Source organism: Pseudomonas sp. GW456-12-10-14-LB2 (genome assembly GCF_002884345.1).
Classification (GTDB): Bacteria; Pseudomonadota; Gammaproteobacteria; order Pseudomonadales; family Pseudomonadaceae; genus Aquipseudomonas; species Aquipseudomonas paraglycinae.
Genome location: NZ_POHV01000017.1, coordinates 1 through 20,306, shown reverse-complemented (window position 1 = coordinate 20,306; position 20,306 = coordinate 1). Strand labels below are relative to the sequence as shown.

At 60.5% G+C, this 20,306-nt stretch carries 16 protein-coding genes and 1 tRNA gene; 9 read left to right on the top strand and 8 right to left on the bottom strand.

Annotation, left to right across the window (positions count from 1 at the left end; translation table 11 throughout):
• Positions 1-2 precede the first annotated feature (2 nt).
• Positions 3-3,218, top strand: coding sequence for a transporter substrate-binding domain-containing protein (locus C1X29_RS13940; protein ID WP_102717680.1), 3,216 nt, complete (start codon positions 3-5; stop codon positions 3,216-3,218).
• A 4-nt stretch (positions 3,219-3,222) separates the two neighbouring features.
• Here the strand turns inward: C1X29_RS13940 and dkgB are convergent, their stop codons facing one another.
• The gene (dkgB, locus tag C1X29_RS13935) at positions 3,223-4,026 is read right to left on the bottom strand and encodes a 2,5-didehydrogluconate reductase DkgB (RefSeq protein ID WP_102717679.1); all 804 of its coding nucleotides are present in this window, start codon (positions 4,024-4,026) and stop codon (positions 3,223-3,225) included.
• A 220-nt stretch (positions 4,027-4,246) separates the two neighbouring features.
• Between dkgB and C1X29_RS13930 the strand changes: the two genes are divergently transcribed.
• Positions 4,247-5,113, top strand: coding sequence for a pirin family protein (locus tag C1X29_RS13930; protein ID WP_102717727.1), 867 nt, complete (start codon positions 4,247-4,249; stop codon positions 5,111-5,113).
• A 139-nt stretch (positions 5,114-5,252) separates the two neighbouring features.
• Complete coding sequence (locus tag C1X29_RS13925; RefSeq protein WP_085747848.1) at positions 5,253-6,695, top strand: mechanosensitive ion channel family protein; 1,443 nt, start codon at positions 5,253-5,255, stop codon at positions 6,693-6,695.
• Positions 6,696-6,699: 4 nt separating this feature from the next.
• Here the strand turns inward: C1X29_RS13925 and C1X29_RS13920 are convergent, their stop codons facing one another.
• Positions 6,700-7,287 carry a GNAT family N-acetyltransferase gene (locus tag C1X29_RS13920; protein WP_102717678.1) on the bottom strand — a complete coding sequence of 196 codons (588 nt, stop codon included), beginning with the start codon at positions 7,285-7,287 and terminating at the stop codon, positions 6,700-6,702.
• Positions 7,288-7,404: 117 nt separating this feature from the next.
• Between C1X29_RS13920 and C1X29_RS13915 the strand changes: the two genes are divergently transcribed.
• Positions 7,405-8,199, top strand: coding sequence for an exodeoxyribonuclease III (locus C1X29_RS13915; protein WP_085747846.1), 795 nt, complete (start codon positions 7,405-7,407; stop codon positions 8,197-8,199).
• Between the two features lie 101 nt (positions 8,200-8,300).
• The gene (locus C1X29_RS13910) at positions 8,301-9,128 is read left to right on the top strand and encodes an arylamine N-acetyltransferase (RefSeq protein ID WP_102717677.1); all 828 of its coding nucleotides are present in this window, start codon (positions 8,301-8,303) and stop codon (positions 9,126-9,128) included.
• Between the two features lie 3 nt (positions 9,129-9,131).
• On the opposite strand, the gene C1X29_RS13905 is transcribed toward C1X29_RS13910, so the two are convergent.
• Positions 9,132-9,461, bottom strand: a complete 330-nt coding sequence (locus C1X29_RS13905; RefSeq protein ID WP_102717676.1) for a BrnA antitoxin family protein — start codon at positions 9,459-9,461, stop codon at positions 9,132-9,134.
• Positions 9,462-9,807: 346 nt separating this feature from the next.
• Here C1X29_RS13905 and C1X29_RS13900 point away from each other — a divergent pair, with 346 nt between their 5' ends.
• Positions 9,808-11,328: a nucleobase:cation symporter-2 family protein gene (locus tag C1X29_RS13900; RefSeq protein WP_102717675.1), complete on the top strand. Its 1,521-nt coding sequence runs from the start codon at positions 9,808-9,810 to the stop codon at positions 11,326-11,328.
• Between the two features lie 121 nt (positions 11,329-11,449).
• On the opposite strand, the gene C1X29_RS13895 is transcribed toward C1X29_RS13900, so the two are convergent.
• A tRNA-Asn gene (locus C1X29_RS13895) sits at positions 11,450-11,525 on the bottom strand.
• Positions 11,526-11,753: 228 nt separating this feature from the next.
• Here C1X29_RS13895 and C1X29_RS13890 point away from each other — a divergent pair.
• Positions 11,754-11,984, top strand: coding sequence for a hypothetical protein (locus C1X29_RS13890; protein WP_102686996.1), 231 nt, complete (start codon positions 11,754-11,756; stop codon positions 11,982-11,984).
• Here the strand turns inward: C1X29_RS13890 and C1X29_RS13885 are convergent.
• Together C1X29_RS13885 and C1X29_RS13880 are read right to left on the bottom strand one after the other, a co-directional pair.
• The gene (locus tag C1X29_RS13885) at positions 11,981-12,181 is read right to left on the bottom strand and encodes a hypothetical protein (RefSeq protein WP_007956421.1); all 201 of its coding nucleotides are present in this window, start codon (positions 12,179-12,181) and stop codon (positions 11,981-11,983) included. The two genes, C1X29_RS13890 and C1X29_RS13885, sit on opposite strands and share 4 nt — an antisense overlap.
• Before the next feature lie 112 nt (positions 12,182-12,293).
• Positions 12,294-13,490 (bottom strand): amino acid aminotransferase, encoded by a 1,197-nt coding sequence (locus C1X29_RS13880; protein WP_102717674.1) that lies wholly within the window; start codon positions 13,488-13,490, stop codon positions 12,294-12,296.
• Positions 13,491-13,825: 335 nt separating this feature from the next.
• On the opposite strand from C1X29_RS13880, the gene uvrB reads away from it, so the two are divergent.
• Positions 13,826-15,841: an excinuclease ABC subunit UvrB gene (uvrB, locus tag C1X29_RS13875; RefSeq protein ID WP_011333338.1), complete on the top strand. Its 2,016-nt coding sequence runs from the start codon at positions 13,826-13,828 to the stop codon at positions 15,839-15,841.
• A 60-nt stretch (positions 15,842-15,901) separates the two neighbouring features.
• On the opposite strand, the gene C1X29_RS13870 is transcribed toward uvrB, so the two are convergent.
• The gene (locus tag C1X29_RS13870; protein ID WP_170844900.1) at positions 15,902-17,392 is read right to left on the bottom strand and encodes an MDR family MFS transporter; all 1,491 of its coding nucleotides are present in this window, start codon (positions 17,390-17,392) and stop codon (positions 15,902-15,904) included.
• Positions 17,393-17,441: 49 nt separating this feature from the next.
• The gene (locus C1X29_RS13865) at positions 17,442-18,491 is read right to left on the bottom strand and encodes an HlyD family secretion protein (protein ID WP_102717673.1); all 1,050 of its coding nucleotides are present in this window, start codon (positions 18,489-18,491) and stop codon (positions 17,442-17,444) included.
• A 230-nt stretch (positions 18,492-18,721) separates the two neighbouring features.
• Here C1X29_RS13865 and gltX point away from each other — a divergent pair, with 230 nt between their 5' ends.
• Positions 18,722-20,203: a glutamate--tRNA ligase gene (gltX, locus tag C1X29_RS13860; RefSeq protein ID WP_102717672.1), complete on the top strand. Its 1,482-nt coding sequence runs from the start codon at positions 18,722-18,724 to the stop codon at positions 20,201-20,203.
• The last annotated feature ends 103 nt before the right edge of the window (positions 20,204-20,306 follow it).

Genomic DNA, 20,306 nt, shown 5'->3' with positions numbered 1-20,306 from the left:
CCATGATGAGCCTTTTGCGATGCGTCCTGCTGCTGATGCTGCTTGCGGGCACAGCGCAGGCGGCGACTAGCGCGCAAAGGCTGGAAATAGTCTCCCGCACCCGTCTGGAAGGCGTGCAGGTCCGCCTTGATGAGCAGGATAAACAGTGGCTGAGCGCCAACCCGGTATTGCGCATCGGCGCCTCCTGGCCGGATTACCCGCCGTTTGAGTTGACCCGCAAACGCCATGAACTGGAAGGTCTTACGGCCGATTACGCCGACGCGATTGCACAGATTTTGAACATCGGCGTCGAAGTCTGGTGCTATCCCGACCGCGCAAGCGCCATGGCTGCGCTCGTGGCTGGTAAAGTGCACCTTCTGGGCACGTCGAACAAGTTTGAAGACGCTAATCCTCGCCTGATGCTGTCCCGTGCCTACGCTGAAGATCAGCCGATGTGGGTCACTCGGATCGACAATCCGTTGCCTGGCGATCTGGCTGGCAAGCGCATTGCCATGGTGGACGACTACCTGCCAGCCTCGACCATCGAAGAGGCTTACCCGCAAGCTTCCCTGCAGCGTTATCGATCGATTCTCGATGCCCTCGGCGCTGTCGCGTTCGGCCGGGATGATCTGTACCTGGGCGACTTCATCAGCGCCAGTTACCTGATCAACACCCATTTTCACAACGACTTGCAACTGGCCGGGCCTTCGGGCCTTGATGCCAACCCTTTCGGCTTTGCCCTGGCCCGCAGCAACCCGCGTTTGAAACGTCTGGTCGACAAGGCCCTGCTGGCCATTCCCATGGAGCAGCGCCTGGCCATGGAGCTGCGCTGGAGCGCCGGTCGCGCCGACATGGCGGCGCAGTCGCGGGTGAGCCTGAGCGACAGCGAGCAACAATGGCTGGATCAGCATCCGGTGATACGGGTCGGCGCTGTCGATGATTTTGCCCCGCTGACATACTTTGACGCCGATGGCCGTTTCAGTGGTCTGGCCGCTCAATTGCTCAACCTGATCAGTCAGCGCAGCGGCCTGACCTTCGAGGTGGTGCGCGGTCAAACTCTGGATCATCAGGTCGAGCAGCTCAAAAGCGGTGAGCTGGACCTGTTGCCGGTGATGACACCGAGCCGCGAGCGCGAAACTGCAATGCTGTTCACTCGGTCGTACGTGAACAGCCCCTTTGTGCTCATTACCGACTCGAAGGCGCAGGCTCCGCGCAGTCTGGACGACATGGCGGGTAAACGTCTGGCGCTTTATCGCCGTAGTCCGTTGCACGATTATCTGCTGGAGAACGTGCCGCAGATCCGCCTGATCGAGTTGCCAAGTCCGGCCGACGGCACGCAGGCGCTGCTCGACGGCAAGGCTGACGCGACATTGAGTTCGTTGCTGGTGGCGCGCTACCAGATCGATCACCAGTACCGCGATCGTTTGCGGATTGTCTCCACGCTGGGTGATTTGCCGGCGCGGGTTGCCATGGCGACGTCGCTTGAGGCCCCGCAGCTGCAATCGATTCTGAACAAGGCACTGCTGAGCATCGCACCCCAGGAAATCGACGGACTGGTCGCGCGTTGGAGTCGTAACGTGGTGCTGCAAGACAGCTATTGGCAGCGTCATCAAACGCAAATACTGCGCGGGTTTGCAGTGGCGGCAGGGCTGTTGCTGTTGGCGTTGGGCTGGATCGGCTTTCAGCGTCGGCAGATCCGCCAGCGCCAGCAATGGCTACGGCAATTGCAGGAGGCCAAGGACGCAGCCGATGAAGCCAATCGCGCCAAGAGCACGTTTCTGGCGACCATGAGCCATGAAATCCGCACACCGATGAACGCCCTGATCGGCATGCTCGAACTGGCCCTCAAGCGTGCCGATGAAGGCGTGACCGATCGCCAGGCGATCGAGGTGGCGTCCAGCGCCGGGCAGCAACTGCTGGCATTGATCGGCGATATCCTCGACATCGCACGCATCGAGTCCGGGCATCTGTCGCTGGCCCCCGAGCGCGTCAATCTGCATGAAGTGGTGGCGTCGGTGTGTCGGATTTTCGAAGGCCTGGCCCGGCAGAAACAATTGTTGTGGCATGTAGAAATGGATGAGCGCAGCAACGTCGTGGTGATGCTCGATCCCCTGCGGTTCAAACAAGTGCTGTCGAACCTGCTGAGCAATGCAATCAAGTTCACCGAGGACGGCGAGGTGAGCCTGCGCCTGCGCGTGTTCGGCGAACAGGACGGGCTGATTGAAGCGGGCGTGATCATCGAAGACAGTGGCCGAGGGATCAGCGCCGAGGATCAGCAGCGGTTGTTCCGCCCGTTTGTGCAGGTCGGCGATCATCAGTCTGTGGCGCATGGAGGTTCTGGTCTGGGGCTGGTGATCAGCCGCAACCTGTGCCGGATGATGGGCGGTGATTTGTGGATGACCAGCGAACCGGGAAGGGGCACTCAGGTCATGCTGCGAATGGAACTGCCGGTGCTGGCGGCGCTTGTGCAAGAGGCCGCACCGGCGCCAGCGGCGACGATGGTTAACTCGCTGAACGTGCTGGTGGTGGATGACCATCCGGTGAATCGCCTGTTGTTGTGCCGGCAGTTGAGTGAACTCGGGCACCGTGCCGTTGACGCCGGTGGCGGTGAGGAGGGGCTGGCGCTTTGGCGCGGGCACGCCTTCGATGCACTGATCACCGACTGCAACATGCCGGGGCTCAACGGTTACGAGCTGACACGAGCGGTGCGTCAGGAAGAGGCCGCGACGGGCAGGGCGCCCTGTCTGATCCTCGGATTTACCGCCAATGCGCAAATGGAAGAAAAGCAGCGATGCCGGGCGGCCGGGATGGACGATTGCCTGTTCAAGCCGGTGCTGCTGCGTGAATTGAGCGCGCTGATGGCCGCCGCATCCGGGGGAGCGCCGGTCGAGAGCTTAGACGATCCGGCAGTGGCCGAATTCGATCTGAGTGCGCTGTTGCAACTGGCGGGTGCGGACAACCCGCTGATCGGGCAATTGCGTGAGGAAGTACTGAATAGTCTGCGCATCGACCTGAAGCGTCTGGATGATTCGGGCCGTAAAAGTGATCGCGCAGATTTACGTGATCTGGCGCATCACGTCACAGGCGGGGCGCACATGATCGGTGCCGAACGCGTGGTTTCGGCGTGTCGGGTGCTCGAACAGGCTTGCCGTGACGATGAGCCCGAAGCGGCATTGACGACCGCCATCGAATTGCTGCGCGTGGCCATGCACGACCTCGCGCAGCAGCTTCAGGCCTGATCGGTCAATCCCACTGCGGCGCGATGCCTTTGGGGCTGGTCAGGCGATGACCCCGGTCCAGTGTGGCGATCAGCGCCATGTCGGCGTCGCTCAGGGTCAGCGCCGTGGCGCCGAGGTTGCCTTGCAGGTTGGCGCGTTTGGTCGACGACGGAATCACCGCGTAACCCGATTGCATCGCCCACGCGAGGGTGACCTGCGCCGGGGTGGCTTGCAGACGCTCGGCGATCTGCACGATCAGCGGATCCTTCAACACTTCGCCATAGGCCAGGGTCATGTACGACGTGATCTGGATGCCCTGACTTTGCGCGAACTCGACGACCTTGCGGTTTTGCAGGTAGGGATGCAGTTCGATCTGGTTGGTGGCGATATTTTCTACGCCGACCGCAGCGATCGCCTGTTTCATCAGGTCGATGGTGAAGTTGGACACGCCGATCTGCCGGGTCAGGCCCAGGCGTTTGGCTTCCATCAGCGCGCCCATGAATTCTTCGACCGGCACCTGATCTTCCGGCGACGGCCAGTGGATCAGCGTAAGGTCGAGGTAATCGGTCTGCAGCTTTTGCAGGCTCTCCTTGAGGCTTTCGATCAGCCGGTCTTTGGCGAAGTTGGCGATCCAGATCTTGCTGGTGATGAACAGTTCTTCGCGGGCGATGCCGCTGGCAGCGATGGCCTCGCCAACGTCAGCTTCGTTTTCATAGATCTGTGCGGTGTCGATGACCCGGTAACCGAGTTCAAGGGCAGTGCTCACCGAATCGATGACCACCTGACCTTGCAGGCGAAACGTACCAAGACCGAAAGCGGGAACAGACATGCAGGACTCCAGGGTTGCAGTGGGAATGGGCAGGAGTATCCGCGTCTGATTCCCTGGGAAAAACCGCTGTCGGGGCAAAGTACTGTTGACTGAAAGTCACGAATCACCGCAATCGGTATCGTTCCACCAATAGAACGATGAGGACGGTTTTGGCTGACTAGTACTAAATACGTGGTGAATTTATGATCGTTCCATGATCAACCTGATGACGGAGTCCACCATGAAAAACCTGATCGGTCTCTACACCAGCCCTCGCGGCCACTGGGTCGGCGATGGGTTTCCGGTGCGCACCCTGTTTTCCTACGACAACCTGGGCAAGCACATCAGCCCGTTCCTGCTGCTGGACCACGCCGGGCCTGCGCAATTCACCCCGACCACCGAACGCCGTGGCGTGGGCCAGCATCCGCACCGCGGCTTCGAAACCGTGACCATCGTTTACGAAGGCGAAGTGCAGCACCGCGACTCCACTGGCAGTGGCGGCACCATCGGCCCGGGCGATGTGCAATGGATGACGGCGGCTTCCGGAATCCTGCATGAGGAATTCCACTCGGAAAACTTCGCTCGAACCGGCGGCAATCTGGAAATGGTGCAGCTGTGGGTGAATCTGCCGGCCAAGGACAAAATGGCCGCGCCGGGTTACCAGACCATTCTGGACAGTGAGATTCCGAATATCGCGCTCAAGGATAGCGCCGGCAGCCTGCGTCTGATCGCCGGTGAGTTCGACGGTCACAAGGGGCCATCCCGCACGTTCACGCCTATCGATGTGTGGGATCTGCGGCTGAACACCGGCAAGTTGCTCTCGCTCGATCTGCACGAAGGCCGCAACACCGCACTGGTGGTGTTAAAGGGTTCGGTACAGATCAACGGTGTGGAGACGATGCGCGAAGGGCAGTTGGCGCTGTTCGAGCGTGATGGCGATCGCATCACCCTCGAAGCCAGCCAGGACGCGGTAGTGCTGCTGCTCAGCGGCGAGCCGATCGACGAGCCGATCGTCGGCCACGGCCCGTTCGTGATGAACACCGAGCAGGAAATCCATCAGGCTTTCGCCGACTTCCAGTCCGGCCGTTTCGGCCAGATGCACGGCTGAAAATCCCGGCAGGTGCCACGTGCGCCTGCCGGTTTTTTTCGAGCGCGTTCGGTGGCGCTCATCCCGCCAAATCAATTACTCCTACACTGAGCCCAATCTGTGCGATCTTCTCGCGACTGGCCCCTGTCGGAGTTGTTTGATGCTGTCTCTGCTCACCGATCATCCGTTGTTTTGCGCCTTGATCCTGATCCTGATCGATCTCGGTCTGTGGCGTCTGATCAGCTCCCACGGCAGTTCGTGGAAACTGTTGGTGCGGGTACTGATTTTTGCCCTGTTCAGCATTTTGCTGTTCAACGAAGGGCTCAATCCGATGGAGCCTGCGCCGTGGGCCGACAACGTGCCGTTGCACCTGGCGGCGACCGGGCTGCAGATCGGCTGGTGGCTGTTCGGCGCGCGCACCCTGACGGTGTTGATCGGCGCGGTGATGATGCAGCGGGTCGGGCACACCGGGCGGTTGTTGCAGGATCTGCTGGGCGCGGTGATCTTCCTGATTGCGATCATTGCGGCGCTGGCCTACGTGCTGGACCTGCCGGTCAAAGGCGTGCTGGCGACGTCCGGGGCGTTGGCGATCATCGTCGGTCTGGCGTTGCAGAGTACCCTGAGTGACGTGTTTTCCGGGATCGTGCTCAACACCACCAAGCCTTATCAACTGGATGACTGGATCTCCATCGACGGCACCGAAGGCCGGGTCACCGACATCGACTGGCGCGCCACGCGGCTGCAAACCAGTCAGGGCAGCATGGCGGTGATTCCCAACTCGCTGGCGGCCAAGGCCAAGATCATCAACTTCAGCCGGCCGAGCAATATGTTCGGGGTTGCCGTCAGCGTGCAGGTCAGTCCCCATGCTCGGCCCAGTTCGGTGATTGATGCCCTGGAGCGGGCGATGCAGGGTTGCCGCCAATTGCTGGAGAGCCCTGCGCCGAGCGTTGCGCTGAAGAACTCCAGCAGTGCCGGCACCGAATATGAAATCAGCGGGTTTGTCGCCTCGATGAGCGAAAAACGTGTGGTGCGCAATCAGCTGTTCGACCTGGCGTACCGACACCTGCAAGCGTCCGGGGTCAATCTGCTGTCGAGCGATGAGCCTGGCGTGCCGAGCAATCTCTCAAGGCCACGGGCGTTGCTCGACAGCTCGCCGATTTTCTCCACCCTGCGTCAGGAGGAGAAAGAAACCTTCAGCCAGAACATGACCCTGCAGACTTTCCGTGCCGGCGAGATGATCCTCGCGGGCGGCGAGGTCAGCGATCACCTGTTCATCATCGAATCCGGCGTGGTCTCGGTGACGCTCAAACGCCACGGCACACCGTTCGAGTCCGGGCGGATGGGCCCGGGCGAAGTGATCGGCGAGGCGGGGATTCTGTCCGATACATCATTGCCGGCCGACTTCTCCGCCAAGACTTTCTGCGCGCTGTACCGCATCGAGAAGTCTTATCTCAAGCCGTGCCTGGACGCCCGTCACGACATCAACGACGCGATGCAGGCGCTGCTCGATTTCCGTCTGCACAAGGCGCAATCCCTGACCGAAGAAACGCCGGTAGCTGCGCCGAAGAAAGGTTTCCTGCAATGGCTGCGCAATCGCGTCTGACCGTTCAGTGCAGGCCGTAATCCGCCAGTTTGCGTTCCAGGTTCAGGCGTACTTGCGGCCATTCGTCATCGATGATGCTGAAGCGCACCGAGTTGCGCTTGCGGCCGTCCGGCATGATGCGTTCGTGGCGGACGATGCCTTCCTGTTGCGCGCCGAGCCGCAGGATCGCATTACGCGATTTCTGGTTGTTTTCGTCGGTGGTGAACTGCACGCGCACGCAATCGAGCACCTCGAAGGCGTGGCGCAGCATCAGGTACTTGGCCTCGGTGTTGACGAAGGTCTTCTGAAAGCGTGCCGAGATCCAGCTGCTGCCGATCTCCAGCTTGCGGTTGAGCGGGTCGATCTTCCAGAACCGGGTCGAGCCGATCACTTCGCCGGTTTCCTTCAGCACGATGACGAACGGCATGACCGTCCCAGCCTCACGGCCGTCGAGGGCTTTCTTCAGGTAAGCGTCGACGGTAGAGGCTGACGGCACCACGGTGACCGTGAGATTCCACAGTTCACCGTCGGCGGCAGCGCGGAGCAGGGCATCGGCGTCGGTGTATTGAAGCGGGCGCAGGATGATGCCCTGACCTTGCAGCGTGGTTTGCATGTGGGGATTCTCGGCGATCGGGCGAGGGGTTATTACGCCGTACGGGAAGCATCCGACGCAACCGTCGCGGTGGGTGGATGTCACAGTTTTTATCGGTCAATGGCAGGAATCCGGACGATGAAAAAAATGCGCATTGCCACGTTCAACGTCAACGGCCTGCGGGCCCGACTGCCGAACCTGCTGGAATGGCTCAGGCGCGAGCAGCCGGACATCGCCTGCTTGCAGGAGCTGAAACTGGTGGACAGCGCGTTTCCTGCCGCCGATCTGGAGGCCGCCGGTTATGGCGCCATCTGGCACGGACAGGCGTCATGGAACGGCGTGGCGATTCTTGCCCGCGATGCGCAACCGCTGGAGAGCCGGCGCGGCCTGCCCGGCGATCCCGACGATAAACACAGCCGCTACCTCGAAGCGGCGGTGCATGGAGTGCTGGTGGGGTGCCTGTACCTGCCCAATGGCAACCCGCAACCGGGGCCGAAGTTCGACTACAAACTGGCCTGGTTCGAACGCCTGATCAAATACGCCCGGGATTTGCAAAGCAGCGATCATCCGGTGGTACTGGCCGGCGATTACAACGTGGTGCCTACCGATCTGGATATCTACAACACCCGTTCGTGGCTCAAGGATGCGTTGTTGCAACCGGAGAGCCGCGAGTGCTATCAGCGCCTGCTGGATCAGGGTTGGACGGACTCTTTGCGGCATCTGTATCCCGAAGATCGGCTGTACACCTTTTGGGATTATTTCCGTCAGCACTGGCAGAAGAACTCCGGGCTGCGGATCGACCATCTGCTGCTCAATCCAAAGCTGAGCCCTTATCTGCACGAGGCCGGTGTGGATGCCTGGGTGCGCAACGAACCGCATGCCAGCGACCATGCACCGACGTGGATTCGCATCGATTCGCGTAAAAGACGCTAGCAGGTGATTGGTTAATTCAATTGTCGATTCGATGCCCGGATCCCGTATACATGGCGACCATCGGCGGAACGATCCGCGCCTCTATGCAAAAGGACCCAGCAATGAGCGAGCCACGCCTGACGAATCTGAAACAGTACCTGCAACGCCTGGGATTCGATGCGCCCCCGGCACCGACCCTTGAAACCCTGCGTCTGTTGCAACTGCGCCATACCGGCGCCTTTCCTTTCGAAAACCTGTCGACGCTCAGTGGCGAGCCCGTCCTGATCGATCTGCCGTCCATCGAACGCAAAGTCTTTCATGACGCCCGTGGCGGTTACTGCTACGAGCTGAACAACCTGTTTCTGGCCTTGCTGCTGGAGCTGGGGTTCGATGCGCGGGGGATCAGCGGGCGCGTGGTCATGAATCAGCCCGAGGGCAGCTGGACGGCGCGCACTCACCGCTTGAGCCTGGTGACCATTGACGACGTGCGCTACATCACCGACGTCGGCTTCGGTGGCATGGTGCCGACCGCACCGCTGGTGCTCGATACCGACGCCGAGCAATCCACGCCGCATGAACCGTATCGCATCGAAGTGCAGGCGGATGGCTACATGCTGCGGGCCAAGGTTGCTGGCGAATGGCGGCCGATGTATCTGTTCGACCTGCAACGCCAGGAAGACATCGATTACACCCTCGGCAACTGGTATGTCTCGACCCACCCGGACTCGCCATTTGCCCAGCGCCTGATGGTTGCGCGTACCGGCGACGGCTGGCGGCGCACACTGAACAACGGCAGTTTCGCGATCCATCGCATGGGCGCCGAGAGCGAGCGGCGTGAAGTGACGGATGTCGATGAACTGATCGAATTGCTGGAACGGGAGTTCGGCCTGCACTTGCCGCACCAGCCCGGTGCACGAGAGGCTCTGGCGCGCTTGATTCAGCCAGTTTGAACGCTACGGTTTGACGTCCGGTTCCAGTACCCGCCGGATCTCGTTCACGGCCGCCGACAGTTTTTTCTCAAGGCTCTTGAGGTCGGTGGCGGTGATGCCTTGCTTGAATTGCCCGCTGGAATGTTCGAGTTCCTCGGTAGCGTCACGGCTGTTAAGCAATGCGTGGCGCAGGGTGTTGTTGATTACCGTCTGATAGCCAAACCCCTCGCTTTCAGCGACCTCGCGCGCGGCTTCGATCACCGCGTCATCGAGCATGATGGTGATGCGCGTTTTACCCTTGGTGGGAGCAATGGCGCCGCGTTTACCGTCGCTGAAATTGTATTCATCTTTCATTGATCACCTCTGCACAAAGTTGCCATCGCTCGCTGGGCTCGAATGCGTTGGCAGCATTCTTGCTTTTATCGGACCGAATCTTGAATGACTTCATTATGCATACTTTATATGTATAAAAAGAACGCGACCGCGCCGTCGGTTGCCATGAACACTTCAGCTTGGGCGGATAAAGCGTGGACTCGATTGGGGATGTGTTGCCGAATTTGTGGGATGAAAGCAGCGAGATAGAAGGTTGGGTGGCTAGCTAACCATTATGTGACTGATAAGTTGTATACAAGTCTATGGACATTTGTCCTGACTCTTGCATACAGTGTGCGCATAACAAAAACCAGGGAACTCCCCCACCATGAAAACGCCCCATGTTTCACACCAACGGCCCGAGGACGAGAATCTCGGGGTCGGCGCGAATATGGCTTACGGCCTGCAACACGTTCTGACCATGTATGGCGGTATCGTCGCGGTGCCACTGATCATCGGTCAGGCCGCCGGGCTTTCGCCGGCGGACATCGGTCTGTTGATTGCTGCTTCATTGTTTGCGGGGGGGCTGGCCACGTTGCTGCAAACCCTGGGTTTACCGTTTTTCGGCTGTCAGTTGCCGCTGGTGCAGGGCGTGTCGTTCTCCGGCGTTGCCACCATGGTGGCGATTGTCAGCAGTGGCGGGGAGGGCGGCTTCCAGTCGGTGCTCGGCGCGGTGATTGCGGCGTCGCTGATCGGCTTGCTGATCACGCCGGTGTTCTCGCGAATCACCAAGTTTTTCCCGCCGCTGGTCACGGGCATCGTGATTACCACCATCGGCCTGACGCTGATGCCGGTGGCCGCACGCTGGGCCATGGGCGGCAACAGTCATGCGCCCGACTTCGGCAGCATGCAGAACATCGGTCTGGCGGCGGTCACGCTGGTGCTGGTGTTGTTGCTGAGCAAGGTCGGCAGTTCCACCATCTCGCGTCTGTCGATCCTGTTGGCCATGGTGATCGGCACGGTGCTGGCGGTGTTCCTCGGGATGGCGGACTTCTCCAACGTCACCCAGGGCCCGATGTTCGGCTTCCCGACGCCGTTCCATTTCGGCATGCCGACCTTCCACTTCGCCGCGATCCTGTCGATGTGCATCGTGGTCATGGTGACCCTGGTGGAAACCTCGGCGGACATCCTGGCGGTCGGTGAAATCATCGGCACCAAGGTCGACTCCAAACGCCTGGGCAACGGCCTGCGGGCGGACATGCTGTCGAGCATGTTCGCGCCGATCTTCGGCTCGTTCACCCAGAGCGCCTTCGCCCAGAACGTCGGGCTGGTGGCGGTGACCGGGATCAAGAGCCGCTATGTGGTAGCGACCGGCGGTATCTTCCTGGTGATCCTCGGCCTGCTGCCGTTCATGGGGCGGGTCATCGCAGCCGTGCCGACCTCGGTACTCGGCGGCGCCGGTATCGTGCTGTTCGGCACCGTGGCGGCGAGCGGTATCCGCACGCTGTCCAAGGTCGATTATCGCAACAACGTCAACCTGATCATCGTCGCCACCTCGATCGGCTTCGGCATGATCCCGATTGCCGCGCCGAACTTCTACGATCACTTCCCGAGCTGGTTCGCGACGATTTTCCATTCGGGCATCAGCTCGTCGGCGATCATGGCGATCCTGCTGAACCTGGCGTTCAACCACTTCACGGCGGGCAACTCGGATCAGCAGTCGGTGTTTGCGGCGGCAGAAGAGCGGACCCTGCGTTATCGCGATCTGGCCGCGCTGCGTGAAGGCGACTACTTCAGCGACGGCAAACTGCACGACTGCGACGGCAATGAAGTGCCGGTGATCGATCCGGATGCGGATCACGGTCACGGCGCACCGAAGACGCATGCCAAAAGCAGCGAGCACGTCTGACCGTTGTAGTTGAATGAAAAGGGCTGATCAGTTGCGAAACTGATCGGCCCTTTTTATGGCGCTGACTTTTTCAATGCCCACAAAAAAGCCCCTGAATCTTTCGATTCAGGGGCTCTGTATTTGGCTCCACAACCTGGACTCGAACCAGGGACCCAGTGATTAACAGTCACTTGCTCTACCAACTGAGCTATTGCGGAATTGGTGCGTATGTTACTGATTTAAAAAGACTAGTCAAGCGCGAGATGTAAATTTTCTGGAAAGGTCAGGACGGGCGGCGGTTTATCGGCGATTGGCGGTTACCAGAACCGTAGCAGAGGTCTACCATGGCCGCCCGGAAGTGGTCACACGCGCTGCCGGCCATTCGCCGAAAAGGTACGCGCCATGAATAGCCCCATCCTCACTCATCGTCCTGTCGAGGTGTTCGCATGAGCACCGCACAAATCAGCCTGCCCAAAGGCGTCGGTACACACGCCGAAAAGCTTTTCGACGCGATCACTCAGGCCGCCACGGCTGAAGAGCTGAACCGTGCAGGCGGCAAGGCCGAAGGTTTTGTCCTCGGTCTGGAAAGCACCAAGGCCATCAAGAGCCAGATCGCCGAATCGCTCTACGTCGTTTATGACGATGCGGCGACTCAGCGTGCAGCGGAACTGGCTTAACCGCCGAACGTGAAGGTGCCGAGCATCAGTTTGGCGTACAGCATCGTTGCGCCCAGTTGCACCAGCCACAGCGCCAGCCCGCCGAGAAACACCCCGGCCGCGACTTGCAGCACCAGGTTGTTGCCGCGTTTGGCCGGGGCGCGGGGGATGAAGTCATCCAGATCGTCGCGGTCGGCGCGCAGGTCATCGTTTTTCATGTCGTCTCTCTGAAATATCGTTTGGGTGCAGTCTAGAGGGTGTAGCGGCTTTTCTTCAGACAAATAAAAAACGGGAAGCCCGAAGGCTTCCCGTTTTTAGTGCCGCGTCGGGTCAGATGACCTGAACGATGGCGTCCGTCACGGCTTCGATGTTGCTCTGGTTCAGCGCGGCGACGCAGATGCGGCCGGTGTCCAGGGCGTAGATGCCGAACTCGTTGCGCAGGCGGTGAACCTGTTCGGTGGTCAGGCCGGAGTAGGAGAACATGCCGCGCTGACGACCGACGAAGCTGAAGTCACGCTGCGAGGCTTTCTTCGCCAGCAGAGCAACCATCTGCTCGCGCATACCGCGAATGCGCAGGCGCATTTCAGCCAGTTCGGCTTCCCACTGAGCGCGCAGTTCCGGGCTGTTCAGCACGGCGGCGACGACGCTTGCACCGTGGGTCGGCGGGTTGGAGTAGTTGGTGCGGATCACGCGTTTGACTTGCGACAGTACGCGGGCGCTTTCTTCTTTCGATTCGCTGACGATCGACAGCGCGCCGACGCGCTCGCCGTACAACGAGAACGACTTGGAGAACGAGCTCGATACGAAGAAGGTCAGACCGGACTCAGCGAACAGACGCACGGCAGCGGCGTCTTCGGCGATGCCGTCACCGAAACCCTGGTAAGCCATGTCGAGGAACGGCACGTGACCTTTGGCCTTGACCGCTTCCAGCACATTGTTCCAGTCCGCCGGGCTCAGGTCGACGCCGGTCGGGTTGTGGCAGCAGGCGTGCAGCACGACGATCGAGCCGTTCGGCAGGGCGTTGAGGTCTTCCAGCAGGCCGGCACGGTTCACGTCGTGGGTGGCGGCGTCGTAGTAGCGGTAGTTCTGCACCGGGAAACCGGCGGTTTCGAACAGCGCGCGGTGGTTTTCCCAGCTCGGGTCGCTGATGGCCACGACGGCATTGGGCAGCAATTGCTTGAGGAAGTCGGCACCGATTTTCAGTGCGCCGGTACCGCCGACGGCCTGAGTGGTGACAACGCGGCCAGCTGCAAGCAGTGGCGAATCATTGCCGAACAGCAGCTTTTGCACGGCCTGGTCGTAGGCCGCGATGCCGTCGATTGGCAGGTAGCCGCGCGAGGCGTGCTGAGCGGCGCGAATGGTTTCGGCTTCGATGACGGCGCGCAGGAGTGGAATTCGCCCCTCTTCGTTGCAGTACACACCTACCCCGAGGTTGACCTTATTGGTCCGGGTATCGGCGTTGAATGCTTCGTTGAGGCCCAGGATTGGATCGCGGGGTGCCATTTCGACAGCGGAGAACAGGCTCATTTTTACGGCAGCTCTATTGGAGAGTGGAGGGACGTGTGGCGCTCCAGCCGAATGCACTAGAGCGGTGCACAAACGGGGAGCTAGTATAGAGGCCATCATCGATCAATGGCGACAGGCGAATCGGCTTTTAAGGTAAGTTTTTCCGATTATTTCTCGACCGTTAGTCGAATGAGCTTGTCGGAGACTTTACCGGATGTAGGACGTTTGCCTTGAAAGGCGAGGCAATCGGCTCCACATTCAGCACAATCTTCGTTTTTCCTTGCGCGACATCGGTCGTTTGCGGTCTTTCTCGTGGTGCTGCGGTTACCCGCCGCATCGCGATTCCAGAGGTGTTTATGTCTGAATTCCAGCTCGTCACCCGTTTCGACCCCGCCGGCGATCAACCCGAAGCCATTCGCCTGATGGTCGAAGGCATCGAAGCCGGGCTGTCGCACCAGACGCTGCTCGGAGTGACCGGGTCGGGCAAGACCTTCAGCATCGCCAATGTGATCGCCCAGGTGCAGCGTCCGACCCTGGTTCTGGCGCCGAACAAGACCCTGGCCGCGCAGTTGTACGGCGAGTTCAAGTCGTTCTTCCCTAACAACGCTGTCGAGTACTTCGTTTCCTACTACGACTACTACCAGCCTGAAGCCTATGTGCCGTCATCCGACACCTTCATCGAGAAGGATGCGTCGATCAACGACCATATCGAGCAGATGCGCCTTTCGGCGACCAAGGCATTGCTCGAGCGCAAGGACGCGATCATCGTCACCACGGTGTCGTGCATCTACGGTCTGGGCAGCCCGGAAACCTATTTGAAAATGGTCTTGCATGTCGATCGCGGCGACAAGCTCGACCAGCGTGCGCTGGTGCGGCGCCTGGCCGACCTGCAATACACCCGCAATGACATGGATTTCGCCCGTGCGACCTTCCGGGTGCGCGGCGATGTGATCGACATCTACCCGGCGGAATCCGACCTTGAAGCGATCCGCATCGAGTTGTTCGATGACGAGGTGGAAAGCATTTCCGCGTTCGACCCGCTGACCGGTGAAGTCATCCGCAAGCTGCCGCGCTTCACCTTCTATCCGAAGAGCCACTACGTGACGCCGCGGGAAACCCTGCTCGACGCCATCGAAGGGATCAAGGTCGAGTTGCAGGAGCGCCTCGAGTATCTGCGCAACAACAACAAATTGGTGGAAGCCCAGCGTCTTGAGCAGCGCACCCGGTTCGACCTGGAGATGATCCTCGAGCTCGGCTACTGCAACGGCATCGAAAACTACTCGCGCTACCTCTCGGGTCGTCCGGCCGGCGCTGCGCCGCCGACGCTCTACGATTACCTGCCGGCCGACGCCTTGCTGGTGATCGACGAATCCCACGTCAGCGTGCCGCAAGTCGGCGCGATGTATAAGGGCGACCGTTCGCGTAAGGAAACCCTGGTTGAATACGGCTTCCGCCTGCCATCGGCACTGGACAACCGGCCGATGCGCTTCGACGAGTGGGAAGGAGTGAGCCCGCAGACGATTTTCGTCTCGGCCACGCCCGGCAACTACGAAGCCGAGCACGCCGGACGGGTGATCGAACAGGTTGTGCGCCCGACCGGTCTGGTCGACCCGCAGGTTGAAGTGCGCCCGGCGCTGACCCAGGTCGACGATCTATTGTCGGAAATCACCAAGCGTGTGGCGGTGGAGGAGCGGGTGCTGGTCACCACGCTGACCAAACGCATGGCCGAAGACTTGACCGATTACCTGGCCGATCACGGCGTGCGCGTGCGTTATCTGCACTCGGACATCGACACCGTCGAGCGAGTCGAAATCATCCGCGACCTGCGTTTGGGCACGTTCGATGTGTTGGTGGGGATCAACCTGCTGCGTGAAGGTCTGGACATGCCGGAAGTATCGCTGGTGGCGATTCTCGACGCGGACAAGGAGGGTTTCCTGCGTTCCGAGCGTTCGCTGATCCAGACCATCGGCCGCGCGGCGCGGAACCTCAATGGCCGGGCGATTCTCTACGCGGACCGCATTACTGGTTCGATGGAGAGGGCTATTGGTGAAACCGAGCGTCGTCGCGACAAGCAGATCGCCTTCAACCTGGCCAACGGCATCACGCCGAAGGGCGTGTTCAAGGACGTCGCCGACATCATGGAAGGCGCCACCGTGCCCGGTTCGCGCAGCAAGAAGCGCAAGGGCATGGCCAAGGCCGCCGAAGAGAACGCCAAGTACGAAGCCGAATTGCGCTCGCCGAGCGAGATCACCAAACGCATTCGCCAACTGGAAGAGAAGATGTACCAGCTGGCCCGCGACCTGGAATTCGAAGCGGCAGCGCAGATGCGCGACGAAATTGCCAAGCTGCGTGAGCGGCTGTTGGCTGTCTGACTGATCGTTCCCACGCTCTGCGTGGGAATGCAGCCCTGGACGCTCTGCGTCCGCTCAAGGTTAATGTGCCTCGCCGGCCTTCAGTCCGGCGGGCAGTTTCTTGGTCAGCAAAATCGCCAGCATGCTGATCCCCAGCGCAATCCCGACAAAATGAAACGCATCGTTGTAGGCCATGATCAGCGCCTGCTGATGCACGATCTCGCTCAACTTGCCCAACGCCGCCGTGTCACTGCCGAACCGATCAGTCATCGACGCCAGGCGTTCGGCCACCTGCGGATTGGTCGGCACCACCGCTTCACGCAGGTAATCGAAGTAGGTCTTGGTGCGCGCGTCCAGCAGTGTGGCGAGCAGGGCGATGCCGATGGCGCCGCCGAGGTTGCGCAGGATGTTGAACAGGCTCGACGCCGAACCCGCGTCCTGCGGCAGGATGTACGCCGTGGCGATCAGTGAAATGGTCACCATGATCAGCGGCTGACCCAAGGCGCGGATAATCTGGATCTGGTTGAACTGCGGCCCGGCGAAATCAGGGTTGAGCACCCCGGATGAAAAACTCGCCAGCCCGAACAGGCCGAAACCGATCGTACACAGCCATTTCGGCGAGACGAATTTCATCAGTTTCGGCACCAGCGGAATCAGGAACAGCTGCGGCACGCCCATCCACATGATCACTTCGCCGATCTGCAGGGCGTTGTAATTCTGGATCTGCGCCAGGTACAGCGGCAGCAGATAGATCGAACCGTACAGCCCGACGCCCATGCCGAGGCTGGAAATACTCGACAGCCCAAAATTGCGATTGCGCAGAATGCCGAGGTTGATCAGCGGATTGGGCTTGGAAATCTGCACGATCACAAAGGTGATCAAACTCAGCAGGGCGATGCTGCCCAGCGTCACGATCAGGCTCGATTCCAGCCAGTCCTTGCGATGGCCTTCCTCAAGAAAAACCTGCAGGCAACCGAGGCCGATGCCCAGCGTGAGAATGCCGGTGTAGTCAGTACTTTTCAGCAGTTCCCAATGCGCTTCTTTCTTCTCCAGTCCATACATCAGCCCGGCGATCATGATCAGCCCCGGCGGGATGTTGATATAGAAGATGTACTCCCAGCCCCAGTTTTCCGTGAGCCAGCCGCCGAGGGTCGGTCCGATGGACGGGGCGAAGGTGGCGGTCATGGCAAACATCGCCATGCCTTTGGCGCGGTGATGTTCGGGGAGTTTGATCAGGGTCAGGGTGAACGCCAGCGGGATCAGCGCGCCGCCGGTGAAACCCTGCATGGCGCGAAACACGATCATGCTCTCCAGGCTCCAGGCCATCGAGCACAACAGCGACGAAATCAGAAATCCCAGCGACACCCACACCGCCAGCCGACGGGCCGACAACAACTGCACCAGCCAGGCGGTCAGCGGAATCATGATGATTTCCGCCACCAGATAAGACGTCGAGATCCACGAGCCTTCTTCCAGCGTCGCCGACAGGGCGCCCTGAATGTCCTTGAGCGAGGAGTTGGTGATCTGGATGTCGAGCACCGCCATGAAGGCGCCGAGCATCACGCTCATCACCGCGATCCAGTCCCGCCGGGTCGGTTCGCCGACCGGGCGGATCAGTGAATCACCGGCCATTGTCCGGGGCGTCTTTGATGTTCACGGTGGCGGTGACGGACATGCCCGGACGGATCTTGCCGTGCAGCGGGTTATCGGCCTTGAAGGTCAGCTTGACCGGAATCCGCTGCACGACCTTGGTGAAGTTGCCGGTGGCGTTGTCCGGCGGCAACAGGCTGAACTGCGCGCCAGAGGCGGCGAACAGGCTGTCGACCCGGGCTTCTATCGGCGTATCACCATAGGCGTCGAAGAGCAGTTCGGCCTTCTGACCCGGCTGCATGTGGCCGATCTGGGTTTCCTTGAAGTTGGCCTGCACCCAGATGTCCTCGTCCGGAACGATCGACAAAAGATACGCGCCGGCCTGTACCACCTGACCATTGCGCGCGGCACGCTGGCCGATCAGGCCGCTGATCGGCGCGTGGATTTCGCTGCGGGTCAGGTTCAGTTCGGCCTGGGCGAGGTCGGCGCGGGCGTTGGCGATCTGCGCGTCGAGGCGTTTGATTTCGGCGGTCAGTGCGTTGACCTGCTGGCGCTGGCTCTGGGCATCGGCCTGGGCCTTGGCCACTTGCGAGCGAGCGATGTGGGCGTCGGCGGAGAGGGTGGTGACCCGCTCCTCGGAAACGTAGCCGGGTTTGCGCAGGGTTTCTGCCCGCGACAAATCCACCTGCGAACGGCCGAGCGTCGCCTGGGTCGTGGCTACTTGCGCGTCGCTGGCGGCGATCAGGCTGGCTTGCTGGGTCAGTTTGCTCTGAGCTTGCAGGCGTTCGGCCTCGCGGGTGGCGAGGGCGGCGTTGGCGCGATCGACGGCGAGGCGGAAGTCATCGCCTTCGAGGCGGATCAGCAACTGGCCTTTTTCCACGTGCTGGTTGTCCTGCACCAGGACTTCGTCGATGCGTGCGCTCAATTGGCTCGACACGCGGGTGATTTCACCCTGGACATAGGCGTTGTCGGTGCTTTCATAAAAGCGTCCCTTGAGAAACCAATGAGCGAAAAAGCCCCCGGCAATCAACAGGACCAGCAACAGGAAAATGAACAGGCGACGCTTGAGTTGGGCAGGCATGGGCAAACTGTAGTCGAGGAATTGTCAGGAAAGTTATCAGCAGGCGAATCTGGCATACAGCCGATGAGCGGTAAATGCTGTCTGTTGATATTCGGCCATTCACCACGGCCAACGGGCGTTCCAGACGCAACCTTGGCTTAAATGCCCTGCCCGCTGGAGCGGGGCGGGTGTCGCCTGTTACCATTCGCCGCTTGATCGTTCTTTGCTTTTCATTCTTTTCGAGACATGCCATGACCACCGTCCGCACTCGCATCGCGCCATCGCCTACCGGGGATCCCCACGTAGGTACCGCTTACATCGCACTGTTCAACTACTGCTTTGCCAAGCAGCACGGCGGTGAGTTCATCCTGCGGATCGAAGACACCGATCAGTTGCGTTCGACCCGCGAGTCCGAACAGCAGATCTTCGACGCCCTGCGCTGGCTGGGCATCGACTGGAGCGAAGGCCCGGACGTTGGCGGCCCGCACGGCCCGTACCGTCAGAGCGAGCGCGGCGATATCTACCAGAAGTATTGCCAGCAACTGGTCGACATGGGCCACGCCTTCCCGTGCTTCTGCACCGCCGAAGAGCTGGACCAGATGCGCGCCGAGCAAATGGCACGCGGCGAAACCCCGCGTTACGACGGCCGTGCGCTGTTGCTGTCCAAGGAAGAAGTCGCCCGTCGCATGGCTGCCGGCGAGCCGCACGTGATCCGCATGAAGGTGCCGAGCGAAGGCGTCTGCGTGGTTCCGGACATGCTGCGTGGCGACGTCGAGATCCCGTGGGATCGCATGGACATGCAAGTGCTGATGAAGACCGACGGTCTGCCGACGTACTTCCTGGCCAACGTGGTTGACGATCACCTGATGGGTATCACCCACGTGCTGCGCGGTGAAGAATGGCTGCCGTCGGCGCCGAAACTGATCCTGCTCTACGAGTACTTCGGCTGGGAACAACCGGAGCTGTGCTACATGCCGCTGCTGCGTAACCCGGACAAGAGCAAGCTGTCCAAACGCAAAAACCCGACTTCGGTGACGTTCTACGAGCGCATGGGCTTCATGCCTGAGGCGATGCTCAACTACCTGGGCCGCATGGGCTGGTCGATGCCGGACGAGCGCGAGAAGTTCTCGCTGCAGGAAATGGTCGACAACTTCGACCTCAAGCGCGTGTCGCTGGGCGGGCCGATTTTCGACATCGAGAAACTGTCGTGGCTCAACGGCCAGTGGCTGCGTGATCTGCCGGTGGAAGAGTTCGCCGCTCGCGTGCAGAAGTGGGCGTTCAATTCCGAATACATGATGAAGATCGCGCCGCACGTTCAGGGCCGTGTCGAAACCTTCAGCCAGGTTGCACCGCTGGCCGGGTTCTTCTTCTCCGGTGGCGTGAACCCGGATGCCGAGCTGTTCGAATCGAAAAAGCTCTCGGGCGATCAGGTTCGTCAGTTGATGCAATTGATCCTGTGGAAGCTGGAAAGCCTGCGTCAGTGGGAGAAAGACAGCATCACCGCGACGATTCAGGCGGTGGTCGAATCCCTCGAGCTGAAGCTGCGTGATGCAATGCCGCTGATGTTTGCCGCGATCACCGGGCAGGCGAGTTCGGTGTCGGTGCTCGATGCGATGGAAATCCTCGGGCCGGACCTGACCCGTTTCCGTCTGCGCCAGGCAATTGACCTGCTGGGCGGTGTGTCGAAGAAAGAAAACAAAGAGTGGGAAAAGCTGTTGGGCGCCATCGCCTGATTGCGTTTGACTCTGCAGGACGCACCGAAGGTCAGGATCTTTTGATCCTGTCCTTCGGTGTTTTCCCCCGAATTTACGGGGGGAGGGCGGTAAGTGATTGTAA